Genomic DNA, 25,279 nt, shown 5'->3' with positions numbered 1-25,279 from the left:
GTCACCCAAAAGCGAAAGTAAAGGAACGCTCAGGTGAAGTCGCGGACAACGAGGCTGCCCTAACGTGCTACAGAACCTGCGACAGAAACGCTTTCAGTCGATCGGTGTGCGGATCGTCGAACAACTGCTCCGGAGTTCCGGTTTCGACGGCGCTGCCGTGATCCATGAACAGCACCCTGTTGGACACCGATCGCGCGAAGCCCATTTCGTGGGTCACCACCACCATGGTCATTCCGCCCTTCGCGAGGTCGGCCATCAGCGCCAGCACGCCCTTGACCAACTCGGGGTCGAGGGCGGAGGTGGCCTCGTCGAAGAACATCACCTCGGGCTTCATGGCCAGTGCTCGCGCGATGGCGACGCGCTGCTGTTGACCACCCGAGAGGTTGCCCGGACGCGAATCCGCCTTGTTGGCCAAGCCCACCAACTCGAGTTGCTCCATCGCGGCTGCGCGGGCCGCTTCCTTGGACAGGCCGAGCAGCTTGTGTGGGCCGAGCGCGATGTTGTCCGCGACGCTCTTGTGCGGGAACAGGTTGAACTGCTGGAACACCATGCCGATGCGTTGACGCAACTCGTCGGGGTTGTCCTTCAGGACCGACTTGCCGTCGAGCAGAATGTCGCCCTGCTCCGGCTCGTGCAGCCGATTGAGGGCGCGCAGCAGCGTCGACTTGCCCGAGCCCGACGGCCCGATGACCGTGGTGGTCGTGCCTGCCGGGACGTCGATGCTCACCCCGCGCAGCACCTTGTTGGTACCGAAGGACAGGTGGATGTCCTTGCCTGCGAGCGCAACAGAAGTCATGTCAGCCTCTTTCCACGACGACGGCCTGCTCGACCGGGTCCAGCGTCTGCTCGGCCTTGCCGGTCCGCAGTCGCTTGTCGATGTAGTTCACGAGATGAGTGAGTGGCACGGTCAGCACCAGGTAGAACAATCCGGCCGCGACGAGCGGGGACAGGTTTCCGGTCTGTGCGTTGAGATCTCGGCCGACGGCGAACAGCTCGCGTTGGGTGGCGAGCAGTCCGAGGAAGTAGATCAGCGACGAGTCCTTGATCAGTGAGATGAACTGGTTCATCAGCGCCGGCAGGACGCGTCGGATACCTTGCGGAACGACCACCAGGTTCATCGATCGACGATGGCTGAAGCCCAGTGCACGTGCAGCTTCCATCTGTCCGGCCTCGACGCTCTGGATGCCGGATCGGAAGATCTCACCGATGTACGCCGCCGCGAGCAGCGAGAGTGCCGCCGCGCCCAGCCAGTACGGATTGCCGCCGGTCACACCCTGCACCACCGGGCCGATACCGAGTCCGATGATCAGAATGATGACCACGGCGGGCAGCCCGCGGAAGATGTCGGTGTAGACGCGAGCGGGCCAGCGCAGCCAGCGGGTACGAGACAGGCCCGCCAACGCCAGCAGCATGCCCAGAACCGTGCCGATGATGCCCGACGCCAACGCCAGAATCAGCGTGTTCGGCAGGCCCACCTTGAACAGGTCGGGGATGGCGGACTTGTACAGCGACCAGTCGAAGAACGTGTCCCCCAGCTGCGCCAGCGTGGATTTGGGTTGAACGGCAACGGCTTCGGGTGCGTTCGCGTCGTTCTGGGCGGCAATGGCGGCGAAGTCCGGTAGTTCCGGCTCGGGGGCGGCCTTGCTGCCCGGCTTGAAGCCGTCGGGCAATTCGCGAGGAACCCAGTCGGAGTAGAGCGTGGCCCAGGTGCCGTCGGCGATCACTGCGTCGAGCCCGGAGTTCAGTGCGTCGATCAGCGGTTGATTGTCGCGAGCGACGGCCCAGCCGACGAAGTTGTTCAGCGAGAACGTGTTCTGCGTGATCGCGGTGCCGTCTTCCGGCTTGACCAAGCCCTCCGCCTGCTGGGACGGGGCCACCCAGGCGTCGATCTGACCGGTCCGCAGGTTCGCGTAGGCGGTGTTGTAATCGGGAAACTTCACCGGATCCAGGCCGAGCGTGTTCACCACGTAGTCGTCCTGCACGGTGCCCTGCACCACGCCGATTCTGCTGCCCGCGTTCAGGTCCTCGAACCGGCTGATGGGGCCGCCGGTCTGAGCAACGAGGGAGAAGTAGCCGAAGTCGTAGCCGTTGGTGAACCCGACGGTGTTGCGTCGCTCGTCCGTCGTCGTGATGGAGGACGACCCGACGTCGAAGCGGCGGCCCGCAACCTGGGCGAGCAGACCCGAGAACTCGGTGCCCGAGAAGTTGATCTGCAGGCCGAGCTTCTCGGCGACGGCCCTCAGCAGCTCGTTGTCGTAGCCGGTGTACTGGCCCGACGAGTCGAGACAGATGCTCGGCGGGGCGTCGGACAGGGTGCCGACGGTCAGCACTCCCGGCGTCGCCAATCCCAGTGCGTCGGTGTCCACTCGGTCGAGCGGAGTGACGCTCGCCGTCGTGTATCTGTCCTCCGTCGCGGCCGCTGCGGCGGCGTCGAAGTTCGTCGGGGTGGACGACGCACTGTCGACTCCGGGAGGGGCGCACAGGTCGGTGGGACCTGCGGCCGCCTGATCATCGGAGGAGGACGTTCCACACGCGGCGAGCGTGAGGGCCATCAACAGTCCGAGAACGAGAACCACGAGCGCGCGTGAGGCGCGTACGGCAAGCATGTACAAAACCCTAAGCGGACCGGGGCCCACTCACCCAAACGGCCGACGCACAAGGGTTTCGCTCAACGAATTGGTGCCTACCGGTGTGCGTCCCGCCACGTGATGGCCTGACCCAGTTCGGCCAGGTCGTAGTCGGGTCCGTTGACGCCCACGGTGAACAGGGTGGCGCCGGCGTCGACGAAATCCTGAGCGGTATCCGCGCCCGGCCACGCGACCGATCGGGTGATGCCCGAGACGTCGCGTCCGACGGTGGCGCCGTGCTCGGCCAGGATCTCGGACTTGCGTTTCAGCGCCTCGAGGTCGGCGAAGCTGTGCCAGATGTGCGCGTACTCGGCCACCATCTTCAGGGTCTTCTTCTCGCCGCCCCCGCCGATGAGGATCGGAATGTCGCGGGTGGGGGCGGGGTTCCCGACGTCGAGGCGGTGGCGGATTCGGCCCAGGCTCTCTTTCAGCAAGGCCAGACGCGAACCGGCCGTGCCGAACTCGTACCCGAAGTTGTCGTAGTCCTTCTCGTTCCACCCGGCACCGATGCCGAGGATCAAGCGTCCGCCGCTGATGTGGTCGACGGTGCGCGCCATGTCGGCCAGCAGGTCGGGGTTGCGGTAACCGCCACCGGTGACGAGTGCGCCGATCTCCACGTTCGAGGTCTGCTCGGCCCAGGCACCGAGCATCGTCCAGCACTCGAAATGCGGACCGTCGAGGTCGCCGTACAGCGGGTAGAAGTGATCCCAGTTGAACACGATGTCGACGCCTGCGTCTTCCGAGCGCAACACCGCGTCGCGGATCAACTGATAGTCGGGAGCATGCTGGGGCTGAAGCTGAACACCGATCTTGACGGTCATGTACGTCTCCTCGTCGTGTGGGCTGCGTCTCCCATGATGCACCCGAACGGCATCAGCCGATGCGGACGCCGCTCTCGGCCATCATCGCGCGCAGCACGAATCCGGCCTCGAAGCCGACGATCTCGCTGACGAGGGTGATGTAGCGATCGACGAATGCGCCGCCGTGCTGCTGCTCGTTCTCGTCTGCGAAGTGATGTGCGAGCTCGTGCAACACCACCAGTTCCCGCAGCGCCCACGCGCTGTTGCCCCGATGGAGTGGCACGGCGATGGTGGCGGTGTCCGTCTCGTAGTGCGCCGCAGCCGAACCCGACCGAGCCCTGACGGTGATCACGCGCCCGGCGTCGGGCCATGTGGCCGCGACCCAGTCCAGCGCCAACACCGCATCGACGTAGGCCTGCACCGAGTCGATGGAGGCGAACTTGCGCTCGACCGGCAGCGTGAGCTGCGACCCCATCACGTGCACCACGCGAATATCGCGCTCCTCGGCGCGATCGAACATGGTGCGGACCAGTTGTTCTGCGTCGTAGACGGCCGCTCGTTGCGCGTCCCTCGCCCTGCTCATCCGATCAGCCTAATTTGTGTCGTCCTGCCGTCTCGCCTACAGTTGCGTATCGACAACGAATGTCGAAGTCGTTCCCATCTCTATCCTCAGGAGAAATCGTGCTCGCCGTCGATGACCTCTGCATCGACGCGGGCCGGTCCCGCATCGTCGATCGAGTGTCCTTCGAGATCCCCGACGGCCGACGCCTCGGCCTACTGGGTGCGTCGGGATCGGGAAAGTCTCTGATCGCCGCTGCGCTCGTCGGAGCGCTACCACCCGGCATCGCCTGCACCGGTCGCATCGCCGTCGACGGCCAGGATGTCGCCGGAGTTCCGACGCCCCGCCGGCCGCGTACCGCCCGCCCGGCGATGGTGTTCCAGGATTCGGCCACCGCACTGAATCCGATGGTCACCGTGGGCAGGCAACTCCGCACGCCCGACGCCTCCGCGCTGCTCGAGCGGGTGGGCCTGCGCGACACCAGACGCATCCTGGCCTCGCACCCGCTCGAGCTGTCCGGGGGTCAGCGTCAACGCGTCTGTATCGCAGTCGCATTGGCGCGCGAGAGCCCGCTGGTGATCGCGGACGAACCCACGACGGCCCTCGACGTGATCGGTCAGGCGCGGGTGCTCGACGCTCTTCGCGAGGTTGCCTCGCTGCTGCTCATCACGCACGACATCGCTGTCGCCGCGCAGCTGTGCGACCACCTGATGGTGCTCGATTCGGGTTGCGTCATCGAATCCGGTTCCACAGCAGCAATTCTCGACAGTCCGGAGTCCGATGTCGTGGCGCGTATGCTCGATCGAGCTCGCGCCGCCGACCCGTTTCGTCAGCTGGTGGCACCATGACCGGCTTGGTGGCGACGGACATCACGCGCACGTACGTTCGGCACGGTTCTTCTCGTACCGCGTTGGACGGCGTATCGTTCACGCTGCCGCCGGGCGGTCGCATCGCCGTGGTCGGCGAATCCGGCTCGGGCAAGACCACGTTGTTGCGCATTCTGTTGGCGTTGGATGTGCCCTCTGAGGGAACCGTCGAATTGAACCGGTGCACAGTGCGTCCCGGTTCCGTCCGCTCGCTGCGCTGGTTTCGCAGACTCGTGCAGTACGTACCCCAGGATCCCGCGACCAGCCTCGACCCACGCCGCAGTGTCCTGGATCTGGTGGCGACGCCGCTGCGACTTCTCGGCGTCGACGGCGATCAGCGAGCGAAGGCAAGTGCCGCACTCGCTGCCGTCGGGCTGAACGAGCGTTATCTGCAGCGACGCCCGACGGAGCTGTCCGGTGGGCAGAACCAACGCGTCGCCATTGCGCGTGCGGTGGCATGCGAACCGCAGTACCTGTTGGCGGACGAGCCGGTCAGTGGACTGGACCCCGATCTGCGCGAGCAGGTGCTCGCAGTACTGGCCGGCCTGCCGAGCGCAGTGCTGATCGTGAGCCACGACCTGTCTGCGGTCGCTCGACTCTGCAGCGACGTATCGGTGATGCACGACGGCCGGATCGTCGAAACCGGCGGCGTACGAGGCATTCTGACCGACCCGCAGCACCCATACACCCGAGACCTGATCGACGCCGTACCCCGGCTTGCACGACCATCACAGGAGATCCATTGACCACCACTCTGTTGTCTACCAACGTGTTCCGTATCGGTGCCCTGGCAGCGGTAGGCACCCTCACGCTCACCGGCTGCTTCTCTTCGGGTGCTGCCGACGACACCTCGGATCGGGCCCGCGTTGCGATGCTGCAACCGCCCCGGTCGGGGCTCTCGCAGTTCAGCGACGATGCCTTCAAGCTCTCGCGCTGGTCCACCGCCGAAACCCTCGTCACGCTCGACGATCTCGGTGACGCCCAGCCCGGTTTGGCCGCCGCCTGGAATCGCGTCGACGAGCGCACGTGGAGTTTCGACATCCGACCCGACGTGAGGTTCCACAACGGTGCGCCTCTGGATTCCGCCGCGGTCGTCACCGCTTTGACCGCTGCCACTACCGCCGCGCCGAAGCCGCGCATCCTCGACGGCGTCGAGCTGACGGTGACTGCCACCGACGACGACACGGTGGAGGTGGCCACCGAGGACGTGGATCCACTGGTGCCGCAACGACTGTCGAGCCCGCAGCTCGCCATCCTGGCACCCGCGGCCTATTCCGCGGGCGGCAGCGACCCCGTCGGAACCGGCACGGGACCGTTCGTGTTGACCGCCGTGAACGGCACATCCAGTGCCACGCTGGACCGCAACGAGGACTACTGGGGTGAACCCGCGAAGCTCGCCGGCATCGACGTCGACTTCGTGCCCGACGGTACGGCCCGCGCGGCGGCGCTCCGCAACGGTACCGCCGATGTGGTGGAGGCGATTCCGGTGTCGCAGGCCGCCAACATCGACGCGTCGCTGGTGCACGAGGTTCCGATGCCGCGTACCAACACCCTGTACCTGAACACCTCGTCCGGCGTGTTCGCGGATCCGGCCATGCGCGCCGCCGCACGCGAGTCGGTGGACAAGGATCGTCTGGTCGAGCAGGTCTACGAGGGTCGCGCAGACACCGCGAACGGATTGCTCGGCCCCGCGCTGCCGTGGGCCGCAGACCGTCCCGCTCGCACCGAGACACCGGCGGGCGATGCCACCGGTAAGAAGATAACCCTTGCTACGTTCACCGATCGGGCCGAGCTCCCCGAGGTCGCCGTACTGCTGCAGCAGGAACTCGAGGCGAAGGGCTTCGTCGTCGAGCAGGTGGTGCGCGAGTACCAGTTCATCGAAACCGACGCGCTCAGTGGCGCATTCGACGCCTTCATCCTCTCCCGCGCCACCGTGCTCGATTCCGGTGATCCCGTGGCATACATGTACTCCGACTTCGCCTGCGAGGGATCGTTCAACATCTCCCAGTTCTGCGACCCGCAGGTGGACGCCGCGTTGGCAGACGCCTCGGCCACCGAACCCGGAGACGACCGCCGCGCCGCGATCCTCGCTGCCGAGAAGCTGATTCTGGAGAAGGACGCAGCCGTACCGATGCTGCACGAACGCGTCATCCAGGGCGAATCCGAAGGTGTGACCGGCGTCGCCCGCGATCCCAGGGAACGCACGCTCATCACCGACCAGACCGCCTTCGAGTAAGCAGTGAGAACAACCGCCTCGCGTCTGGTTGCCGTCGCCGGTGTCGTCCTCCTCGTCGGAATGCTGCCGTGGCTGTCGAATCGCGATCCGGCACTGAGCATTCTGCGTGCCCGCTCGGCCGAGCAGGAAGCAACCCCCGAGGCCCTGGCCGCCATTCGCGAGAACCTCGGTCTCGATGCCGGGCCGCTGCGGATGTTCTGGGACTGGCTCACCGCCATCGCGTCGGGCAATCCCGGAACATCCTGGAACACAGGTGAACCGGTGCTGCCGGGGGCCCTCGATGCGCTGCTGGTGTCGCTGACGCTGATGGGCTTCGCGATGGTCGTCGCGATCGCCGTCGCCGTCCTGGTGGTCGTGCCCAGCGTCCGGGCCGGGCTCCGGGGCACACCGAGACGTACGGGGGGCGGCGTCGCCGCAGCGCTGACGTCGATGCCGGAGTTTCTGCTGGCGTCGCTACTGGTCGTGCTCGGTGCCGTGTGGTTGTCGTTTCCGGCCTACGGCTGGAACGGTCCCGAGTACGCGGTGCTTCCTGCACTCGCGCTCGGGTTGCCTGCGGGCGGGTTGATCGGGCGACTGCTCGCCGACGCGATTGCCGTCACCTTCACCGAAGAGTGGGTCATCACGTGGACGGTCGCAGGCTTCTCCCGGCCCCAGATCGCCGTGGCGGTGTTGCGCCGCGCGCTCCCCGGCCTCGCGTCGCAGATCGGCCTGATCATGGTCGCCATGACCGGCGGCGCAGTCGCTGTCGAAAAGGTCTTCGCCATACCGGGATTGGGCCGCACCACTCTCGGCGACGCGCAGTCGCAGGATCTTCCCGCGTTGCAGATCGACATCATCCTTCTGCTGGCCGTCAGCGCAGCTCTCGGCATCGCGGCCGAGATCGGCCGGCGTCTGCTCCTCGGCAGCGCACTGCACGAGAAGGCGATGCCCATCCCGTCCGGCGTCTTCCACTCGTCATCGCGGCGCTGGGTGGTGCCGATCGTTGCGGCGTCGCTCCTCCTGGTCATGGTCCTTGCCGGACTCCCCCGCGACGGCCAGGCGACCACGCGGGACAAGTACGCGGCGCCGTCACTGGCCTACCCCTTCGGCACGGACGCGTCGGGCCGAGATCTGTTGGCGCGCGTCGCCGACGGCGCACTGCGCTCCATCGGTCTCTCGCTTGCCGTCACACTCGCGGCCCTGGTGGTCGGTGTGCTGCTCGGACTGATTCCCCGAGCATCCCGTGGACTGGTGGAGGTCACCAATGCAGCGCCGCCCGTCGTCACCGGCATTCTGATCGCGGCGATCTGGGGCCCGAGTGCAGGCGGGGCGGCCGTAGCGGTTCTCATCGTCACCTGGGCTCCGCTCGCCGCGCACACTGCAGCTCTCGTCGAGGAGACCCACGCTCGACCGTACATCTCGATTCTGCCGACGCTGGGGGCGAGCAATGCGCGAATCCTGTTCGGCTCCGTCGTGCCCGCCGTCGCTCCGGTCGTGCTGCGGCACGCCATGATTCGGCTCCCCGGTGTCGCTCTCGCTCTGGCGGCCCTCGGATTTCTCGGCCTCGGTCCGCAACCACCCACCGCGGATTGGGGACTGATTCTGTCCGACGGGGTCGCCGCCGTCGAGCGGGCACCGTGGGTCGCGGCCGCTCCGCTTGCGTCGCTGATCGCACTCGCCGTACTTGCCGTGTCTCTCGCCGGTGCCACCTCGGGCCGGGTGAGGAGGACCGGTAGCGTCATCGAGAAAGTCGACGCAGGAGGACGCAGCACGTGAGCACGAAGACCGATCGCTCGCCGACGCGGTGGCGGTGGTCGTTTCTGGTCGATCTGCGGCGGGCCACCCCCACCGTCCGCCTGCTCGTCCTCACCCAAATGACCTTCAACATCGGCTTTTTCATGGTGTTGCCGTATCTGTCGGTGCACCTGACGAGTGATCTCGGGCTCGGGGCCGCACTCGTCGGGGTGGTCCTCGGGATCAGGACCTTCTCGCAGCAGGGGCTGTTCTTCGTCGGTGGCACTCTCGCCGATCGGTGGGGCATCAAGCCGGTCGTACTCGTCGGCTGTGTGTTGCGGGTGGTGGGGTTTGTCGGTCTGGCTTTCGCGGATTCGCTGCCGGCCGTGCTGATCGCCACGGTATCGATCGGATTCGCGGCGGCATTGTTCTCGCCCGCAGTCGAATCAGCAGTGGCGATCGAGGCGGGCAAGAGCGAACGCGACGGCGGACCCACCCGTGTCGAGAGCTTCGCGCTGATGTCGGTGTGCGGTCAGATCGGCTCGTTCACCGGCCCGCTCGTCGGATCGGTGTTGTTGCTCGTCGATTTCAGGATCGCGTTCCTCGTGGCTGCGGCGATCTTCGTTCTGGTCGTTGCCGCGCACGTGCGATGGTTGCCGCGCGAGCGCGGTGAACATCGCGACGACCCATGGCTATCGGGCTGGACCGACGTGGTGCGCAACCGGACCTTCGTGCTGTTCGCAGTGGCGATGAGCGCGCAGTTGGTGGCCTACAACCAGCTGTACCTGCTGCTGCCACTCGAGGTCGAACGCGCGTGGGGCTCGCAGACCGTGCTCGGCTGGTTCTTCGCGATCTCGGCAGTACTCGTGGTGACAGGGCAACTGCCCATCACCCGACGCGTCGCCGGGGTATCACCGCGAATCACGCTGCCGATCGGATTCGCTTTCATGGCAGCATCTTTCGTCCTGGTCGCGGTATTCAGTCCCTTGGAGCTGGAAGGTCTGGTAGGGCTGATCCCGGCTGCGCTGTTCGTGTTGCTGCTCGCCCTGGGGCAGATGATCGCTATGCCCCAGGCGCGGGATCTGGTGCCGCGCATGGCCGCGGAACGTCGACTCGGTTCGTACTACGGCTTCATGGCCTCGCTCGGGGGCATCGGAGTGCTCATCGGATCGACTGCTCTCGGTGTGGTGATCGACGCCTCCCCCGACGCCGGCTGGGGAGCGGCCATCCCGTGGTTGGTCGCGGCTCTGTTCCCCATCGCCAGTGTCGTCGGATTGCGCCTGGTGCTCGCTCGCCTCGATTGAGCGGCCCGCGCTCCCCATCCCCCGTTCCCCCCATCCCCCGCTCCCCCCGCGCCCGCAAACGCGCGCGCGTTTGTCAGACGCGAGCAGATTCGCCTCGGATTCGGGGCTATTCCGCGCGCACCTGGCGAATGCGCTCGCGTTTGCGGCGGCCCGGGGACTACACCCGAATCCGCAACACCGCGATTCGCCCGTCCTGGGCAAGCTCGAACCAGTACGACAGGTTCACCGGGCTGCCGGGGAAGTCGCCGGAAATCTGTGCGGTAGTGGTGCTGCCTGTGCCGGATTCGACGACGGAGAGTACGTCGTAGCGCACCTGCGGTACCTCGGTTCGCCAGCGGCGGATCGCGTCGATGCCGTGGTGTTCACGGCCCTCGTCCTCCACCACGGCGTCGGGGGCGAACAGGGCGAAGTAGGGCTCCGAGTCGGCTCGGGTGGCGAGCTCGAAGTAGCGGTCGATGATCTGTGATTTGTTCATGAACCGAGACTCGCCCCTCCCCCAGAGGGAGAGTCCACTCTCCCCCAGGGGGAGGGGTCAGAATATCGACATGAACGGATTGCTGACGATCGGCGAGTTCTCCCGGATCACGCACCTGTCGGTCAAGACGCTGCGTCGATATCACGAGTCGGGACTGCTCGAGCCGGCGACAGTGGACGACCATTCCGGCTACCGGTACTACACCACGGACCAGGTCGCTACTGCACAGATCATCAGTCGGTTCCGCAGCATGCAGATGCCCGAGCGTGAGGTGCGGACGATCGTCACCACACCTGATCCCGACGCCCGAGCCCGACTGATCACCGAACACCTCACTCGGCTCGAGCGGCAGTTGGACGACACCCGATCAGCGGTGGCTGCCCTGCGGCGACTTCTCGACCCGACGCCACCGATCATCGAGGTTCGGCGCATACTCACCGAACAGTGTTCCGTCGCATCAATTTCCGAGATGGTCGACGCGTCCGAGGTGCTGAGTTGGTACTCCGACGCCATGGCCGAGATCGACTCGGTCGTTTCCGGCACCACCGGACCACCGGGCGGGCTGTACGACAACGAGCTGTTCACCGAAGGTCGTGGAGTCATGACGGTGTACGTGCCTACCGCAACTGCGCCGTCCGCCAACAGAATTCGACCGATGACGTTGCATCCCACCGAACTGGCGGTGACGGTCCATCAGGGTCCTCACGACGATATCGACGTCACCTACGGGGCACTCGGCATGTACGTGGAGGCCAACGGCCTGGCCATCGCGGGACCGGTTCGTGAGGTCTACGCCGTCGGACCACGAGATACAGAGGATTCGTCGCGGTGGCGCACGGAAATCGGATGGCCGGTATTCGCGGCCTCGACACGAACGCCCTAGTCAGCGACCCAACTGCCTGCTTGCTCCGTCGAGTTCGGCGTGCGCACCGATTTTCGCGTTTCGCCCCGCTCGATCCCCGGCTTTCCGTGCGCCCTCGGAGTACCCGGCATTCGCGCTCTGGCCCCGCCAGTGTCCGCGCGCGGTCGAGGTCTGCCGGTAGTAGTCGCGTAGCTCGATCTCTTTGTCGCGCAATACCAATGCGGTACCGGCACCCTGTTGTTCCTGGGCGATCGCTGTGGCCTCGGTATCCTTCTTCACTTCGCTCAGCCGTTGGCCGATGCGCGACGCGAATGCCGTCTGGAAGTTCAACCGGGCCGTCACGGCAGCGACGGGAACTTCCTCGCGCCGGGTGTAGCGTCGCCGATTCTTGATCTCGGTGACGGTACGAATGGCCGTCTCGGACTTGTAGGCACCGGATTTGATGTACGCGTCCGATGCTCGCACCATCTGGATCAGCAACGAGGAGTACAGGGCCTCGGTGGTCTCGACGTCGGAGTCGAAGCCGTAGGCGAACACCTGCGTCGACGATCGGGACACATCGCACTGGACATCGTTGGCGTGTGCGATGGACAGGAACAGATGGACGTAGGTCTTGAGCCCACGTTTGCCCGGCTCTCCGATGGGGATCACCTTTTGGGTGGGCGTCGCCTGCCGCTCCCTGGACGCGCTGTGCGAACGCGCCACCGCAAGATCGACCGATGCCGACGTCGCCAGACGCTGAGCGGCCTCCATGAAGGCCTCGGCCTCGTGGGGGTTGTCGGTGGACTCGGCCTGGCGCAGCAACCCGCCGATCCGCGTCAGCATCTTGTCCGAACTCATGAGCGAAAGGGTACCGGCCGGCTCCGACAGGTCCGGGTTGACCGATTCAGGAACTCGGAAATGACCACTACGCGGTGCGATGTGTGCCACAGTACCCATCGACATATGTGTCGGGGGGAGCATCACAGCGAGATTCTGCGTGCCCATCTCCGGGCACATACCACCGCGTAGAAGTAAGTGGAGAGAACAATGGCGTCTTTGATCACGAAGGTGGCGGTGGTTGCAACGGCAGCCACGCTGCTGACGCTCACCGGATGTTCGAGCGATAGCGGTTCGAGCGGCGATTCGGGTGCTGCATCCGAAAACGCCGACGGCCGTGGACCTATCACCTATGTAGAGGGCCAGGACACCACCGAGACCGGTGTCGTCCAGCAGATCATCTCGGAGTGGAACTCCAGCCACCCCGACGAGCAGGTCACCTTCAAGGAACAGTCCGCCGACGCCGATCAGGCCCACGACGACTTCGTCCAGCAGCTCCAGGCACAGCAGAGCGACTACGACGTGATGGCACTCGACGTCGTCTGGACCGCCGAGTTCGCGGCCAAGGGCTGGCTCGTGCCGCTCGAGGGCGAATTCGCACTCGACAACGCAGGCGTTCTGCCCGCGACCGTCGCGAGTGCGACCTACAACGGCACGCAGTACGCCGCGCCGAAGAACACCAACGGCGGACTGCTCTACTACCGCAGTGATCTGCTCCCCGAGGCACCCACCACCTGGGCCGAGCTCACCGAGGACTGCCAGGTTGCCAGGGACAACAACATCGACTGCTACGCAGGGCAATTCGCGCCCTACGAGGGTCTGACGGCCAACGCGTCGGAAATCATCAACGCGCACGGCGGATCGATCGTCGCCGAAGACGGCAAGACCCCCACCGTCGACAGCCCGGAAGCCAAGGCCGGACTGCAGACTCTGGTCACCGCGTTCGAGACCGGCGTCATCCCGGCCCAGGACACCACGTTCAAGGAGTCCGAGAGCCAGCAGGCGTTCCAGGACGGTCAGACGTTGTTCCTGCGCAACTGGCCGTATGTCTACGGCACCGCGGCGGAGGAAGGTTCGGCTGTGGCCGGCAAGTACTCGGTCGCACCGCTTCCCGGAGTCACCGGAGTCGGCACCTCGACGCTCGGCGGATACAACGCCGCGATCAGCGCGTACTCCGAGAACAAGGCCACTGCCGCCGACTTCCTTCGATTCATGCAGGGCGAGCAGGCTCAGCGCATCATCGCCGAGGGCGCTTTGCCGCCCGTGCTCTCGTCGCTGTACGACGATCCGGCACTGATCGCCGCGATGCCGTACCTTCCCGCATTGAAGGCATCCATCGAGAACGCCGTCCCGCGTCCCGTCACCCCGTTCTACCCGGCCGTCTCGAAGGCCGTGCAGGACAACGTCTCTGCCGCCATCAAGGGTGAGAAGAGCGTCGACCAGGCGATCACGGACATGCAGACCGGTATCGAAACCGCCGGCGCCAACTGATTTCGGGAGAACCAATGGCTGTACCTGCTGGTGTGACCAGTGGGGCCGGCGCAACCACCGCGGCCGGGGGCTCGTCCCCCGGCCGCGGTCGGCATGTGCGGTCCAAGAACAAGCGCTTCGGCCTGACTCCGGGTCGGGCCTGGCTGCTGATCGCACCGACGATGGTGATCCTCGCGATCGTCGTCGTCTACCCGGTGATCCGAGCCCTCGTCATGTCCTTTTCCAAGGATCCCGGCCTCGATCCCGACACCGGCATGTTCGTCACCGGTGGTTCGGCCGGCTTCGACAACTACACGCATTGGATTCTGCAGCAGTGCACCTCGGCGTCGGGCACATCGGTGCCCTGCCCGCCGGGAACTCTCGGTTCGCAATTCTGGGGCGCGGTCGGCAACACCGCGTTCTTCACTGTCGTGACGGTATCCATCGAGGTGGTCATCGGCTTCGCGATGGCAGTGATCATGGGCAAGACCTTTGCCGGACGCGCTCTGCTGCGCGCAGCGATCCTGATCCCCTGGGCGATCCCGACGGCGGTCACTGCCAAGCTCTGGTACTTCATCTTCGCGTACGACGGCATCGCCAATCGCATTCTGGGAACGAACATTCTGTGGACCGGCGACGCGTGGCCCGCTCGTTTCGCCGTCATCATCGCCGACGTGTGGAAGACGACGCCGTTCATGGCGCTGCTGATTCTGGCCGGCTTGCAGATGATTCCCGCCGACGTCTACGAAGCCGCCCGCGTCGACGGGGCATCGGCGTGGCAGCGTTTCACCAAGATCACACTGCCGCTGGTCAAGCCAGCGCTGATGGTGGCAATTCTGTTCCGCACCATGGACGCACTGCGCATGTACGACCTACCCGCCATCCTCACCGAGGGCAACCCCGCCACTCGTACCATTTCCATTCTGGTGGTGGAGCAGATCCGGCAGGGATTCAACAGCGCTGCGTCGCTGTCGACCATCTCGTTCATCATGATCTTCATGGTGGCCTTCATTCTGGTGAAGTTCCTCGGAGCCAATGCCGTTGCTACACAGGAAACCCAGCGCAAGGGGTCCGGTCGATGAAGCAGGCCCGCATCTATCTCGGTGTCGTCATCATCCTGGTGTGGGGGTTGGCACCGTTCTACTGGATGGTCGTCACCGCATTCCGCGACCCGCGCTACACGTTCGATACGACGCCCTGGCCGACGCACGTCACCTGGCAAAATTTCGAGACCGCCCTGTCGACGGCGAACGGAAACAACTTCCTGCGTGCGGTGGCCAATAGCCTGATCGTGGGCGGCGCGACGACCCTGATCGCGTTGGTCATCGGCATCTTCACGGCGTACGCGCTCTCGCGTATCGACTTTCGCTTCAAGTACGTGGTGACGGGCATCATCCTGGGTGCGTCGATGTTCCCCGTCGTCGCATTGGTGACCCCGCTGTTCCAGTTCTTCACCAACATCGGGTGGATCGGTAGCTACCAGGCGATGGTGATCCCCAACATCTCGTTCGTTCTGCCGCTGACGATCTATACGCTGGCGGCGTTCTTCGCCGAATTGCCCTGGGAACTCGAAGAAGCCGCACGGATCGACGGTGCCGGACGCTTCCAGGCGTTCCGTCTGGTGATGCTGCCTCTGGCCGCACCCGCTCTGTTCACCACTGCAATCCTCGCGTTCATCGCAGCGGTGAACGAGTACTTGCTGGCCAGTCAGCTCTCGAGTGACAAGACCGAACCGGTGACCGTGGCCATCGCGCGGTTCACCGGCAACGATCCGCTCGTGGTGCCGTATGCGGCGATCATGGCCGCGGGCACCATCGTGGCGATTCCACTGGTGATCATGGTGTTGCTGTTCCAGCGCCGCATCATCTCCGGACTGACCGCAGGTGGCGTCAAGTCGTGACGGCTCAGGATCATCTGCAGTTGTTGGCAGGCATTCTCGGGTTCTTCGCGCTGGTTGCTCTCGGTTTCGCTGTAGCCGGGATCATCGGAGGTGATCCCGGCGTACTGGCGTCGGTGGCGCTGCTGGGCTTGCTGATAGCACTGTGGTTCACGGTCAAGAAGATTCGCTGACTGTCAGCGTGCGCGGATCGCACCTTCGATGTCTTCGGCACTGATCTCTCGTGTGCAGAAGAACCAATCCTGGCAGTCGACGTCGGAGTCGGTGCCGTCCATTCGGTCTGCAGCCGAGCCGCACGAACCGGCCGGTGGCACGATGACCGGATCACCCGGACGCCAATCTGCCGGAGTTGCAACATCGAATGCGTCGGCGGTCTGTAGGGCTTTGATCAGACGCAGGATTTCGTCGAAGTTCCGGCCGGTGCTCAGCGGGTAGTAGATCACTGCGCGCACCACACCGATCGGGTCTACGACGAACACCGCCCGCACTGCCTTCGACGAGCTCTCGCCGGGCATGATCATGCCGTACGCGCGTGCGATGTCCATCGAAATGTCCTCGACCAGAGGGAACTTCACCTCGACACCGGACATACCGTTGAAGCTGATCTTGTCCTTGATCGTACGTAACCACGCGATATGGCTGTACAGCCCATCTATCGACAGACCGACCAATTCGGTGTTGTACTGGCGCAGTTCGTCGGACATGGCGGCGAAGGTGATGAACTCACTGGTGCAGACGGGTGTGAAATCTGCGGGGTGCGAAAAGAATATGACCCATTTTCCGCGGTAGTCGGCGGGAAAGTCGATAGGCCCCTGAGTGGTCACCGCTGTGAACGACGGAGCGCGGTCACCGATTCGAGGCATTACGACGTCGCTTGCGGGTGCTGCTTGTGTGCTGGTCATGTCGGCCTCGCCCTGTGTTGTGGATGTGCGCGTAACGGGCGTGGCGGTCACGGGTGCCTGTAGTTGGCCTCGTAGGTCTTGCGGTCGCGTTCCGCGCTGGGCGTTGCGCGTGGGATCGAGGCTGCATCGATCCCGTGCTGCCCGAGCCGGAACGCCCTGTAGATCAGATGCAGTGCGGAGGCGAAGTAGACGACCGGGACGAAGATCAGCAGCATCATCAGACCTGCAATCCAGTTCGGCCCTGGGAACAGGAGGAAGAGCAAGAGCACGGCGACGAGTGGAACGAGGAATCGGGCCAGATAGCGCGGTGTGGATCCACGTCCGGTCAGGTCGTGCAGAACCCAGTCCTGCAAGTCGTCCGGGAGAACGCCGCCGACGTCGTAGCGAACTCGCTGACGGAAGGTGGGAGTTTTCATGTCTTCGACGGTAGGTTCGCAGGTGCACCCGGCGCTGGGGTACGAGGTCCCGTCAGCCGCGCCGAACGACCTTTGTTCCGGATGCGATCAGAGTGCAGCGGCACCGAAGGCGTCTTCGGCCATCGAGACCAACTTCGCGGACGCGGCGTTCGGCTGCGGTGCCCAGACGAGCGCCAACAGTGCTGCGGTGGTCGAGTCCGTCAGTTCCACCGCGGTCAATCGATCGGCGTAGGTGTCCATCATCGACGCGCTGAGAATCGCCACCCCCAAGCCGCGGGCAGCGAGGTCGGCCACGGCGTCGGGGGCGCTGGCCTGCAACGTGATCGACGGCGACAATCCCACTCCGGCACAGTCCCGGTCGAATACCGCACGGATGCCGGTGCCTGGCGGAAGGGCCACGATCGGGTGCTCGCACACCTGCGCCAACGTCGCCTCGTCCTGTGCTGCCAGAGGGTGCTGCGGTGGAACGGCCGCGACGATTCGCTCGTCGATCACCACCATCGATGCCAATCCGTCCGGGGCCTGAGCCGCGACGCCGACGAGTGCGATGTCCAATTCTCCGGCGCGCACATCGGCCACCAAGCGATCCGAATTGCCCTCCTGGAGAGCCAGTTCGACGCCAGGATGCGCCGAATGGAAGCGGGCCAACGCGTCGAACAGTGGTGGGACGGTGCAGGCGGTGACCATCCCGACGCGAAGCGAGCCGCGCAGGAGTCCGGCAACGTCGTCGACGGATTGCCTGACCGAGCCGGCAGCGGCCAGCGTCGCACGGGCTTGCGTCAGCGCGGCCTGACCGGCGGTGGTCAATGTTGCTGTGCCGCCTGATCTGTCGATCAACTCGGCTCCGAGTTCGCGTTCGAGCGCTCGGATCTGGGCGCTGACACCGGATTGGCTGATGTGCACCCGGGCTGCTGCGCGAGTGAAGTTCGCTTCCTCGGCCACCGCGACGAAGTACTCCAGCTGTCTCAATTCCATTGCTGAGTCCCCAGATTCGGGCCCTCACCGGAATTCAGTCTGGCGATGTTGCGCTTCGGGGCAGTGACGCGGTAGCTGCAGTCGATCAATTCGGCGGCCTCGGCCCAGACGTCGTCGTCGGCATCGCTCAGGTCGAATCCCACCCAGCCGGCCGGTCCGAGATAGGCGGGGTGGAAGTAGCGACGTTCGAGCTCGCATGCGCGTTGCTCCTCGGCGCTCTCGCACTTGACGAGGATCGAGAGGTCGTATTGGTCGCCGCCCTTGACGCCACCGCCGAAGTAGACGAACACCGAGGCCGTGCGGAAGGTCGGCCGACCGTGTGAGATTTTCTCGGACACCTCGGGGTAGGCGAACGCCAGCGCGCGGACGCGTTCGAGTACCGGATGCTTCGAGGTGGGATCGATGGCCACGCCAGAACGATAGCGTGTGTTGTCTAGCTGCGGATATGAGTAAATGTTCTGGCAATCAGCGGAATCAACTGTTGGACTTCTGGCCCCGGGGCGTTCGAGATTCGATGTCATGACACAGACACCGAAAAAAGTTGCAGCGACCTACTTCGAGGCCTGGAAAGGCAAGGACTTCGACACTCTGGCGTCGATCCTGCACGAGGACGCGACGTCCCGGGGACCACTGGGAACAGCGGCCGACGGCGCGGAATGTGTGGCCGGATTGAAAGGAATGTCGGAGATCGTCACCGACATCGATATCGCACACGTCTTCGTAGACGGTCCGAACATACTGACGTGGTTCGACCTGCACACGTCGATCGCGTCGCCGGCCGCTACCGCCAACTGGCAGCGAATCGAGGCCGGAAGAATCCGGGAGATCACGGTGACCTTCGATCCCCGGGCCATCCTCGCGGCCGGATAAGCGAACGCCCGCCGGTACTCAATGTGACATTTGGTGGCCCTTTCGGGGGTCAATGTCACGTTGAGTGGACCGGCGGGCGGTGTTCGCGTGTTGCTGCGGACTATGCGTCGATGATGAACGCTTCGAGTTGTTCGCGAGCGACGTCGTCGGCGAGTTGCTTCGGCGGGCTCTTCATCAGGTAGGCCGAAGCCGGGATGACCGGTCCACCGATGCCGCGGTCCTTGGCGATTTTCGCGGCGCGGACTGCGTCGATGATGACGCCTGCGGAGTTGGGCGAGTCCCATACTTCGAGCTTGTACTCGAGGCTCAGGGGGACGTCACCGAAGGCGCGGCCTTCGAGGCGGACGTAGGCCCACTTGCGGTCGTCGAGCCAGCCGACGTGATCCGACGGTCCGATGTGGACGTCCTTGGCGTTGAATTCCTTCTGGAGGTTCGACGTCACGGCCTGGGTCTTGGAGATCTTCTTCGACTCGAGGCGGGTGCGCTCGAGCATGTTGAGGAAGTCCATGTTGCCGCCGACGTTGAGCTGCATGGTGCGGTCGAGCTGCACGCCGCGGTCCTCGAACAGCTTGGCCATGACGCGGTGGGTGATGGTGGCACCGACCTGGCTCTTGATGTCGTCGCCGACGATGGGGACGCCTGCGTCCTCGAACTTCTTGGCCCAGACGGGATCGCTGGCGATGAAGACGGGGAGTGCGTTGACGAAGGCGACGCCTGCGTCGATTGCGGCCTGTGCGTAGAACTTGTCGGCTTCTTCGGATCCGACGGGGAGGTAGGACACGAGCACGTCCACCTTGGCGTCACGCAGTGCCTGCGCTACGTCGACGGCGTCGCCGTCGGCCTCGGTGATGGTCTCGCGGTAGTACTTGCCGAGGCCGTCGAGGGTCGGTCCGCGCAGGACGTGGACGTCCTTCGGGGGTACGTCGGCGATCTTGATGGTGTTGTTCTCGCTGGAGAAGATGGCCTCGGAGAGATCGAAGCCGACCTTCTTGGCGTCCACGTCGAACGCGGCGACGAACTCGACGTCTCGGACGTGGTACTTGCCGAACATGACGTGCATGAGGCCGGGAACGCTGGCGTTCTCGTCCGCGTCCTTGTAGTACTCGACACCCTGGACCAGGGATGAGGCGCAGTTGCCCACACCCACAATGGCCACGCGGATTGCGTTGTTGTTCTCACCCATGGTCGGGTTCTCCTTCTGTCTTGACTGTCATGTTCGGTGCTGTGTGGGACGGTGCTGTGTTGGGTTCGGCCTGCTCGGCTGCGATGACTTCGTTGAGCCAGCGCACCTCGCGTTCGCTCGATTCGAGTCCGAGCTGGTGTAGCTGCCTGGTGTAGCGGTCGAGTGTCCCGTTCGCCTTGGCCACAGCGTCGCGGAGGCCTTCTCGGCGTTCCTCGACCTGGCGACGTCTGCCTTCGAGGATGCGAACTCGAGCTTCCGCTGGAGTCCGACTGAAGAAGGCAAGATGCACGCCGAATCCGTCGTCGGTGTAGTTCTGCGGTCCGGTGTCGGCCACCAATTCGGCAAATCGTTCCCTGCCGAGCGGGGTGAGCACGTACACCCGTTTCGCTCGTCTCTTCACGAGCAAGTCGGGACCGGCGTCCTCGGCAATGAGACCGTCGGCTTGTAGTCGACGGAGTGCCGGGTACAGCGATCCGTACGAAAACGCTCGAAAAGCTCCGAGTAGGCCGGTCAGCCGTTTGCGGAGCTCGTAGCCGTGCATGGGTGATTGGAGAAGCAAACCGAGAATTGCCAGCTCGAGCATGCAACTCCCCCTTCTCTATTTCTTGCGATCACAACACGACGATGCGATTGACTGCACTATCGGAGAATGTATCGCGCCGATACATATTCTGACAACTCGGTGGCGTGTATCGCTCGACGTCACCGATCAACAGCGGACGAGTTCAGGGACGTATCGTGCGGCACATGACCCCGGTCGACGCGCTTCTCGCCGCCGCTGCCCTCCACCTGGGCTTTCAAATGGTGGTGACCGGCGTCGTCTACCCGGCGCTGGCGGAGGTTCCGGACGACGACTGGTCGCGTGCCCACGACGCGCATTCGCGGCGGATGACCCTCGTCGTCGGGCCGGTCTACGGACTGCTCGCTGCTGCGTGTCTGTGGGTGTTGGTGTCCGGGCCGATCAACGCGGTCGTCTTGACAAGCGTTGGGGGCGCGGTGGCCTCCGCGGCGGCGACTGCCTTCGTTGCTGCCCCCACCCATGGCGAACTGGGGCGTGCAGGACGCAACGGACACCTGATGATGCGGCTGCGATCAGCGGACCGCGTACGTCTCTGCGGTGCAGTGACGTGTGCCCTGTTCGCTCTGCTGGCGTGATCGAGCGGTGTGACGTGGAGTGGCCTGTCGGTTCAGCGAGCCGGTGCCACCATCAGCGCTGCGTCGACTCGATACTCGCCCCACTGCTGCGCAGACGTCCCGATCTGTCGCCAACCTCGCCTGCGGTAGAAGCCGAGGGCGGCGCTACTCGGGTCGACGAGCAGTACCGCCACGCGGCCTGCGTCGCGCGCTGCATCGATTGCGTGTGCAAGCAAGGTGGTTCCGCTGCCCGGTACGGAACCGTCGGTGACGAATCGCGACACCACAGCGAGCCGATCGGCAGCCACCCCCGTTGCTCGCTGCCACTGCGCACTCGCGTCGTCCGCACCGGGATCGGCTCCCGGTGCTGCCGTCGGGTGCAGCGCGACATGGCCGACGACGGCGTCGTCGTACTCGGCGACCCACGCTGCCAGTTCGTGTGGTGGTGAAAGCCAGTCTGCTCGCACCGCTGCTGCGCGCACCGGGTACCGGTGTGTTTCGTGGGCACGTTGCAGGATGGGCAGGAGGGTGGCCAGGTCGCCGTGTCGTCGGGGCCGCACGTGGATTCCCGATGTGGCGAACATGCGAACAAGTGTAGGGATCAGATCCTCGCTTCGATCTCGTGATCGGAACTGCGCGTAGGCACGCCCCCAAGATGAATGGTCGCACCGATCGACGGCACGACCAGGGTCGGTAGCCCGAGTCGGTCCATGCCGCCCGGGCACGGTGACGCTCATCGAAGAGGCCATCTTCGTGCGATCTCCGTCTCTTGCCGGATCCGAGGGGCCGACCGTGTCGGCACAGGTGAAGCATTGTTTCCGGCGGCTCGAACGGGACCTCCTCGTTGCCGAGGCGGGGTTCGCAGGTCCGCATCGGTGGGCCCGCACGTACTCTGGTCCCCGTGCGACTTCAGCGACAGGTGGTGGACTACGCCCTTCAGCGTCGGTCGCTGCTGGCCGAGGTCTACTCCGGTAGGACGGGCGTGGCAGCGGTCTGCGACGCAGATCCGTACCTGCTGCGCGCTGCCAAGTTCCACGGACGTGGCAGCGACGTGGTCTGTCCCATCTGCCGCAAGGAGCAGCTCACGCTGGTGTCCTGGGTGTTCGGCGAGAAACTGGGGACACTGTCCGGGTCGGCGAGAACGGCGGACGAACTCGTCCGCCTGGCGGCGACCCAGGAGGAGTTCTCGGTCCACGTGGTCGAGGTGTGTCGGTCGTGCAGTTGGAACCACCTCGTCCAGTCCTACGTCCTCGGGGCCGTCCCTGCGCCCAAGCAACCCCGTCGTCCGCGATCGGGTTCCCGTCAACCGAACCGTCGAACAGCGAGTGAATGACACAATCGCTCCGCTGACCCCATTCACCGAGAATTCGACGCGGCCGCCGAAATTACTGGAGATTCGTACGTGAGTTCCCCCTACGACAACAACCCGGGTAGCAACGAACCGGGCCGTAGCGACTCCGGACGGCGTCCCGACGTGCCCGGGTCGCCGCGCGGCAGTCGACATTCCGATCCACCCGGGCGTCGTCCGGTACCCCCTCCCGGGCAGCGTCCGGTGCCGCCGCAGGGTCGTCCTCCGATGCCGCCTGCCGGGCAGCGACCAGGACCTCCTCCCGGTCAGCGACCCGGACCGCCCCCCGGGCAGCGCCCGGTACCCCCTCCCGGGCAGCGTCCGCTGCCGCCACAGGGCAGACCTCCGATGCCGCCTCCCGGGCAGCGACCAGGACCTCCTCCCGGACAGCGACCCGGACCGCCCCCCGGTCAGCGTCCGATGCCGCCACAGGGGCGTCCTCCGCAGGGGAGGCCGCCGGTCGATCCGGCGAGCGGCCGTCCCGCGGGCGACCGCCCCTACGGTGAACGCCGTTACGGGGAGCCGCCCGTCGCACCTCCGGTTCGATCCGGAGCCCCGACGGGCGTCACCCGGTCCGGTGCTGTGCCACCACCCCACGAACCGAACGATCCATCAGTTCTCTCCTCGGGCAGCGAACCGCCCGAGCCGCCCGAAAGAGGTTCCGCCGCGAATACGAAGAAGAAGTCCAAGTGGCGGGTAGCTCGACGCACGATGTACGCGTTGATCGCCCTGGGTCTGATCGTGCCGATCCTGGCGTTCATGGTGGCGTACACCGTCGAGGACGTGCCGCGCCCCGGCGATATCAGGACCAACCAGGTCGCCACGATCTTCGCCGCCGACGGTGCGAGTGTGCTCGGCAAGGTGGTGCCACCCGAGGGCAACCGCACCGACGTGACGATCGACCAGATTCCGGAGCATGTGCGTAATGCCGTGCTCTCGGCCGAGGATCGCGATTTCTACTCCAATCCCGGATTCTCGGTGACCGGTTTCGGCAGAGCTCTCCGTGACAACGTCCTCGGACGCGACAGCGCAGGCGGCGGTTCGACCATCACCCAGCAGTACGTGAAGAACGCGTTGGTCGGTAACGATCGGACGCTGACCCGCAAGATGCGTGAGCTCGTGATCTCCTCGAAGATGGCGCGTCAGTGGTCCAAGGACGACATTCTCGCGGCGTATCTCAACACCATCTACTTCGGACGCGGTGCCTACGGCATAGCCGCCGCCTCGACCGCGTATTTCGGCAAGTCCGTGGATCAGCTCTCGGTCGAAGAGGGTGCGGTCCTGGCCGCGGTCATCCAGCAGCCATCCAACCTCGATCCCGAGGTGAACCCCACCGGCGCGCAAGCTCGTTGGGATTACGTGCTCGACGGAATGGTCTCGCAGGGTCAGCTCGACGCGCCCCAGCGAGAGGCGATGATGTTCCCGGCGGTGGTCCCTACCTCACAGGTCGATACCGGCGATGCCCAGGACGCAGGGCCGGACGGTCTGATCAAGGCTCAGGTGCTGCGCGAGTTGGCAGCTGTGGGTATCAGCGATCAGGACCTCAACACCGAGGGCCTGCAGATCACCACGACCATCGATCCGAAGGCTCAAGCGGCTGCGGTCGAGGCTGTGAACGACAACCTCGAGGGCGAACCGTCCGAGCTGCGGACGGCGTCGGTGTCGATCGATCCCCGCACTGGCGCGGTCCGCTCGTACTACGGCGGCGCGGATGGACGAGGGTTCGACTTCGCGCAGTCCGGGTTGCAGACCGGATCGTCGTTCAAGGTGTTCGGTCTGGCCGCCGCGCTGGACCAGGGCATTCCGCTGTCGAAGATGTACGACAGTTCTCCGCTCGACGTCAACGGCATCGAGATCAGCAACGTCGAGGGCGCATCCTGCGGAACCTGCACCATCGCCGAGGCGCTCAAGCGGTCGCTCAACACGAGCTTCTACCGCATGATGCTCAGCATGGACAACGGTCCGCAGGCCATCGCGGACATGGCCCACACGCTCGGCATCCCACAGGAGATCGACGGCGTCGGCCCCACCCTGACCGAGCCCGATAACGCAGGCCCGAACTACGGAGTCGTGCTCGGCCAGTACCAATCCCGAGTCCTCGACATGGCCTCGGCCTACGCGACACTGGCGGCGTCCGGCGTCTATCACACTCCGCACTTCGTGCAGAGGGTCGTCACGGCCGACGGCACTGTGCTGCTCGATCGTGCTCCCGAGGCGGGCCAGCAGGTCGTCTCGGCCGCAGTCGCGGACAACGTGACGTCGGCGATGCGTCCGATCGCTGGCTACTCCAACGGTCACAACCTGGCCGGCGGACGTCAGTCGGCAGCCAAGACCGGTACCGCTCAGCTCGGAGACACCGGGCAGAACAAGGACGCCTGGATGGTCGGCTACACGCCGTCGCTGTCCACGGCGGTGTGGGTCGGCACCGAGCAGGGTCTACCGCTCGAGAACAGTTACGGCGGGCCGATCTATGGTTCGGGCCTACCGTCGGACATCTGGAAAGACACGATGGACGGCACGTTGGACGGCACCTCCAACGAGACCTTCCCGACGCCCGAGGCCATCGCGGGTCAGGCCGGGGTGCCGCAGTACTCCGCACCGGCCCCGACGACCACGGTGGCACCGTCGACAGCTCCGCCACAGGTGACTCTGCCGATTCCGACGGAGATCTCGCCGCCGGTGGTCATCACTCCGCGGCAGGTCGAGATTCTGCCCGGCGTGACCATTCCGCTACCCGGGCTGGCACCGGCGCAGCCCGCGGAACCTGAACCGGCGGCACCCGAACCGGCAGCGCCCGAACCAGTGGCACCCGGGCAGTAACGA

General features: G+C 65.2%; 27 protein-coding genes. 14 read left to right on the top strand and 13 right to left on the bottom strand.

Going from position 1 to position 25,279, the window contains the following annotated elements:
- Positions 1–67: 67 nt before the first annotated feature.
- The 4 genes from MTX35_RS14505 to MTX35_RS14490 all read right to left on the bottom strand — a co-directional run bounded on the left by MTX35_RS14505 (position 68) and on the right by MTX35_RS14490 (position 4,010).
- Positions 68–796, bottom strand: a complete 729-nt coding sequence (locus MTX35_RS14505) for an amino acid ABC transporter ATP-binding protein (RefSeq protein ID WP_243595651.1) — start codon at positions 794–796, stop codon at positions 68–70.
- Between the two features lies 1 nt (position 797).
- Positions 798–2,606: an ABC transporter substrate-binding protein/permease gene (locus MTX35_RS14500; protein ID WP_243595650.1), complete on the bottom strand. Its 1,809-nt coding sequence runs from the start codon at positions 2,604–2,606 to the stop codon at positions 798–800.
- Positions 2,607–2,683: 77 nt separating this feature from the next.
- Entirely contained in the window at positions 2,684–3,448 is a 765-nt protein-coding gene (locus tag MTX35_RS14495; protein WP_243595649.1) for an LLM class F420-dependent oxidoreductase, read from the bottom strand.
- Positions 3,449–3,500: 52 nt separating this feature from the next.
- Entirely contained in the window at positions 3,501–4,010 is a 510-nt protein-coding gene (locus MTX35_RS14490) for a TIGR04338 family metallohydrolase (RefSeq protein ID WP_243595648.1), read from the bottom strand.
- 98 nt (positions 4,011–4,108) lie between these two features.
- On the opposite strand from MTX35_RS14490, the gene MTX35_RS14485 reads away from it, so the two are divergent.
- From MTX35_RS14485 to MTX35_RS14465, 5 genes are read left to right on the top strand one after another with little or no spacing between them, the layout of a single operon-like run.
- Positions 4,109–4,834: an ATP-binding cassette domain-containing protein gene (locus MTX35_RS14485; protein WP_243595647.1), complete on the top strand. Its 726-nt coding sequence runs from the start codon at positions 4,109–4,111 to the stop codon at positions 4,832–4,834.
- Positions 4,831–5,598, top strand: coding sequence for an ABC transporter ATP-binding protein (locus tag MTX35_RS14480; RefSeq protein ID WP_243595646.1), 768 nt, complete (start codon positions 4,831–4,833; stop codon positions 5,596–5,598). The genes MTX35_RS14485 and MTX35_RS14480 overlap by 4 nt, the downstream gene beginning before the upstream one ends.
- Positions 5,595–7,088, top strand: a complete 1,494-nt coding sequence (locus MTX35_RS14475; RefSeq protein WP_243595645.1) for an ABC transporter substrate-binding protein — start codon at positions 5,595–5,597, stop codon at positions 7,086–7,088. The genes MTX35_RS14480 and MTX35_RS14475 overlap by 4 nt, the downstream gene beginning before the upstream one ends.
- Positions 7,089–7,091: 3 nt before the next feature.
- On the top strand, positions 7,092–8,843 hold the full coding sequence (locus MTX35_RS14470) for an ABC transporter permease subunit (RefSeq protein WP_243595644.1): 1,752 nt from the start codon (positions 7,092–7,094) through the stop codon (positions 8,841–8,843).
- The gene (locus MTX35_RS14465; RefSeq protein ID WP_243595643.1) at positions 8,840–10,105 is read left to right on the top strand and encodes an MFS transporter; all 1,266 of its coding nucleotides are present in this window, start codon (positions 8,840–8,842) and stop codon (positions 10,103–10,105) included. Before MTX35_RS14470 ends, MTX35_RS14465 begins: the two co-directional genes overlap by 4 nt.
- A 157-nt stretch (positions 10,106–10,262) precedes the next feature.
- Here the strand turns inward: MTX35_RS14465 and MTX35_RS14460 are convergent, their stop codons facing one another.
- Positions 10,263–10,580 (bottom strand): nuclear transport factor 2 family protein, encoded by a 318-nt coding sequence (locus MTX35_RS14460; protein ID WP_243595642.1) that lies wholly within the window; start codon positions 10,578–10,580, stop codon positions 10,263–10,265.
- A gap of 70 nt (positions 10,581–10,650) precedes the next feature.
- On the opposite strand from MTX35_RS14460, the gene MTX35_RS14455 reads away from it, so the two are divergent.
- On the top strand, positions 10,651–11,463 hold the full coding sequence (locus tag MTX35_RS14455) for a MerR family transcriptional regulator (protein ID WP_243595641.1): 813 nt from the start codon (positions 10,651–10,653) through the stop codon (positions 11,461–11,463).
- Here MTX35_RS14455 and MTX35_RS14450 read toward each other — a convergent pair whose 3' ends face one another.
- Positions 11,464–12,282, bottom strand: a complete 819-nt coding sequence (locus MTX35_RS14450) for a DUF2786 domain-containing protein (protein ID WP_243595640.1) — start codon at positions 12,280–12,282, stop codon at positions 11,464–11,466.
- A 189-nt stretch (positions 12,283–12,471) separates the two neighbouring features.
- Here MTX35_RS14450 and MTX35_RS14445 point away from each other — a divergent pair, with 189 nt between their 5' ends.
- From MTX35_RS14445 to MTX35_RS14430, 4 genes are read left to right on the top strand one after another with little or no spacing between them, the layout of a single operon-like run.
- Entirely contained in the window at positions 12,472–13,752 is a 1,281-nt protein-coding gene (locus MTX35_RS14445; protein WP_243595639.1) for an ABC transporter substrate-binding protein, read from the top strand.
- A 14-nt stretch (positions 13,753–13,766) separates the two neighbouring features.
- Positions 13,767–14,813, top strand: a complete 1,047-nt coding sequence (locus tag MTX35_RS14440; RefSeq protein ID WP_243595638.1) for a carbohydrate ABC transporter permease — start codon at positions 13,767–13,769, stop codon at positions 14,811–14,813.
- Complete coding sequence (locus tag MTX35_RS14435; RefSeq protein ID WP_243595637.1) at positions 14,810–15,631, top strand: carbohydrate ABC transporter permease; 822 nt, start codon at positions 14,810–14,812, stop codon at positions 15,629–15,631. Before MTX35_RS14440 ends, MTX35_RS14435 begins: the two co-directional genes overlap by 4 nt.
- The gene (locus MTX35_RS14430; protein ID WP_243595636.1) at positions 15,628–15,801 is read left to right on the top strand and encodes a hypothetical protein; all 174 of its coding nucleotides are present in this window, start codon (positions 15,628–15,630) and stop codon (positions 15,799–15,801) included. Before MTX35_RS14435 ends, MTX35_RS14430 begins: the two co-directional genes overlap by 4 nt.
- Before the next feature lie 3 nt (positions 15,802–15,804).
- Here the strand turns inward: MTX35_RS14430 and MTX35_RS14425 are convergent, their stop codons facing one another.
- The 4 genes from MTX35_RS14425 to MTX35_RS14410 all read right to left on the bottom strand — a co-directional run bounded on the left by MTX35_RS14425 (position 15,805) and on the right by MTX35_RS14410 (position 18,331).
- Positions 15,805–16,530, bottom strand: coding sequence for a peroxiredoxin (locus MTX35_RS14425; protein ID WP_243595635.1), 726 nt, complete (start codon positions 16,528–16,530; stop codon positions 15,805–15,807).
- Positions 16,531–16,577: 47 nt separating this feature from the next.
- A complete protein-coding gene (locus tag MTX35_RS14420; RefSeq protein WP_243595634.1) occupies positions 16,578–16,946 on the bottom strand; it encodes a DUF5313 family protein in 369 nt (122 codons plus the stop codon).
- Between the two features lie 87 nt (positions 16,947–17,033).
- The gene (locus MTX35_RS14415) at positions 17,034–17,921 is read right to left on the bottom strand and encodes a LysR family transcriptional regulator (RefSeq protein WP_243595633.1); all 888 of its coding nucleotides are present in this window, start codon (positions 17,919–17,921) and stop codon (positions 17,034–17,036) included.
- Positions 17,912–18,331, bottom strand: a complete 420-nt coding sequence (locus MTX35_RS14410) for an MmcQ/YjbR family DNA-binding protein (RefSeq protein WP_243595632.1) — start codon at positions 18,329–18,331, stop codon at positions 17,912–17,914. Before MTX35_RS14410 ends, MTX35_RS14415 begins: the two co-directional genes overlap by 10 nt.
- A 109-nt stretch (positions 18,332–18,440) precedes the next feature.
- Here MTX35_RS14410 and MTX35_RS14405 point away from each other — a divergent pair, with 109 nt between their 5' ends.
- A complete protein-coding gene (locus MTX35_RS14405) occupies positions 18,441–18,791 on the top strand; it encodes a nuclear transport factor 2 family protein (RefSeq protein ID WP_243595631.1) in 351 nt (116 codons plus the stop codon).
- A 100-nt stretch (positions 18,792–18,891) separates the two neighbouring features.
- On the opposite strand, the gene MTX35_RS14400 is transcribed toward MTX35_RS14405, so the two are convergent.
- Positions 18,892–19,974, bottom strand: a complete 1,083-nt coding sequence (locus MTX35_RS14400) for an inositol-3-phosphate synthase (protein ID WP_243595630.1) — start codon at positions 19,972–19,974, stop codon at positions 18,892–18,894.
- Entirely contained in the window at positions 19,967–20,557 is a 591-nt protein-coding gene (locus MTX35_RS14395) for a PadR family transcriptional regulator (protein ID WP_243595629.1), read from the bottom strand. The genes MTX35_RS14400 and MTX35_RS14395 overlap by 8 nt, the downstream gene beginning before the upstream one ends.
- Positions 20,558–20,721: 164 nt before the next feature.
- On the opposite strand from MTX35_RS14395, the gene MTX35_RS14390 reads away from it, so the two are divergent.
- Positions 20,722–21,129 carry a hypothetical protein gene (locus tag MTX35_RS14390; protein WP_243595628.1) on the top strand — a complete coding sequence of 136 codons (408 nt, stop codon included), beginning with the start codon at positions 20,722–20,724 and terminating at the stop codon, positions 21,127–21,129.
- Positions 21,130–21,161: 32 nt separating this feature from the next.
- Here MTX35_RS14390 and MTX35_RS14385 read toward each other — a convergent pair whose 3' ends face one another.
- Complete coding sequence (locus MTX35_RS14385; RefSeq protein ID WP_243595627.1) at positions 21,162–21,692, bottom strand: GNAT family N-acetyltransferase; 531 nt, start codon at positions 21,690–21,692, stop codon at positions 21,162–21,164.
- A gap of 317 nt (positions 21,693–22,009) precedes the next feature.
- On the opposite strand from MTX35_RS14385, the gene MTX35_RS14380 reads away from it, so the two are divergent.
- Together MTX35_RS14380 and MTX35_RS14375 are read left to right on the top strand one after the other, a co-directional pair.
- On the top strand, positions 22,010–22,441 hold the full coding sequence (locus MTX35_RS14380) for a DUF5318 domain-containing protein (protein WP_283273679.1): 432 nt from the start codon (positions 22,010–22,012) through the stop codon (positions 22,439–22,441).
- Between the two features lie 363 nt (positions 22,442–22,804).
- The gene (locus MTX35_RS14375) at positions 22,805–25,276 is read left to right on the top strand and encodes a transglycosylase domain-containing protein (RefSeq protein WP_374230302.1); all 2,472 of its coding nucleotides are present in this window, start codon (positions 22,805–22,807) and stop codon (positions 25,274–25,276) included.
- Positions 25,277–25,279: the final 3 nt, after the last annotated feature.

Origin of the sequence: Rhodococcus sp. ARC_M12 (genome assembly GCF_022810385.1) — a bacterium.
Taxonomy (GTDB): Bacteria; Actinomycetota; Actinomycetes; order Mycobacteriales; family Mycobacteriaceae; genus Rhodococcoides; species Rhodococcoides navarretei.
The sequence above is the reverse complement of the archived record's forward strand: the minus strand, read 5'-3'. Positions and strand labels throughout refer to the sequence as shown.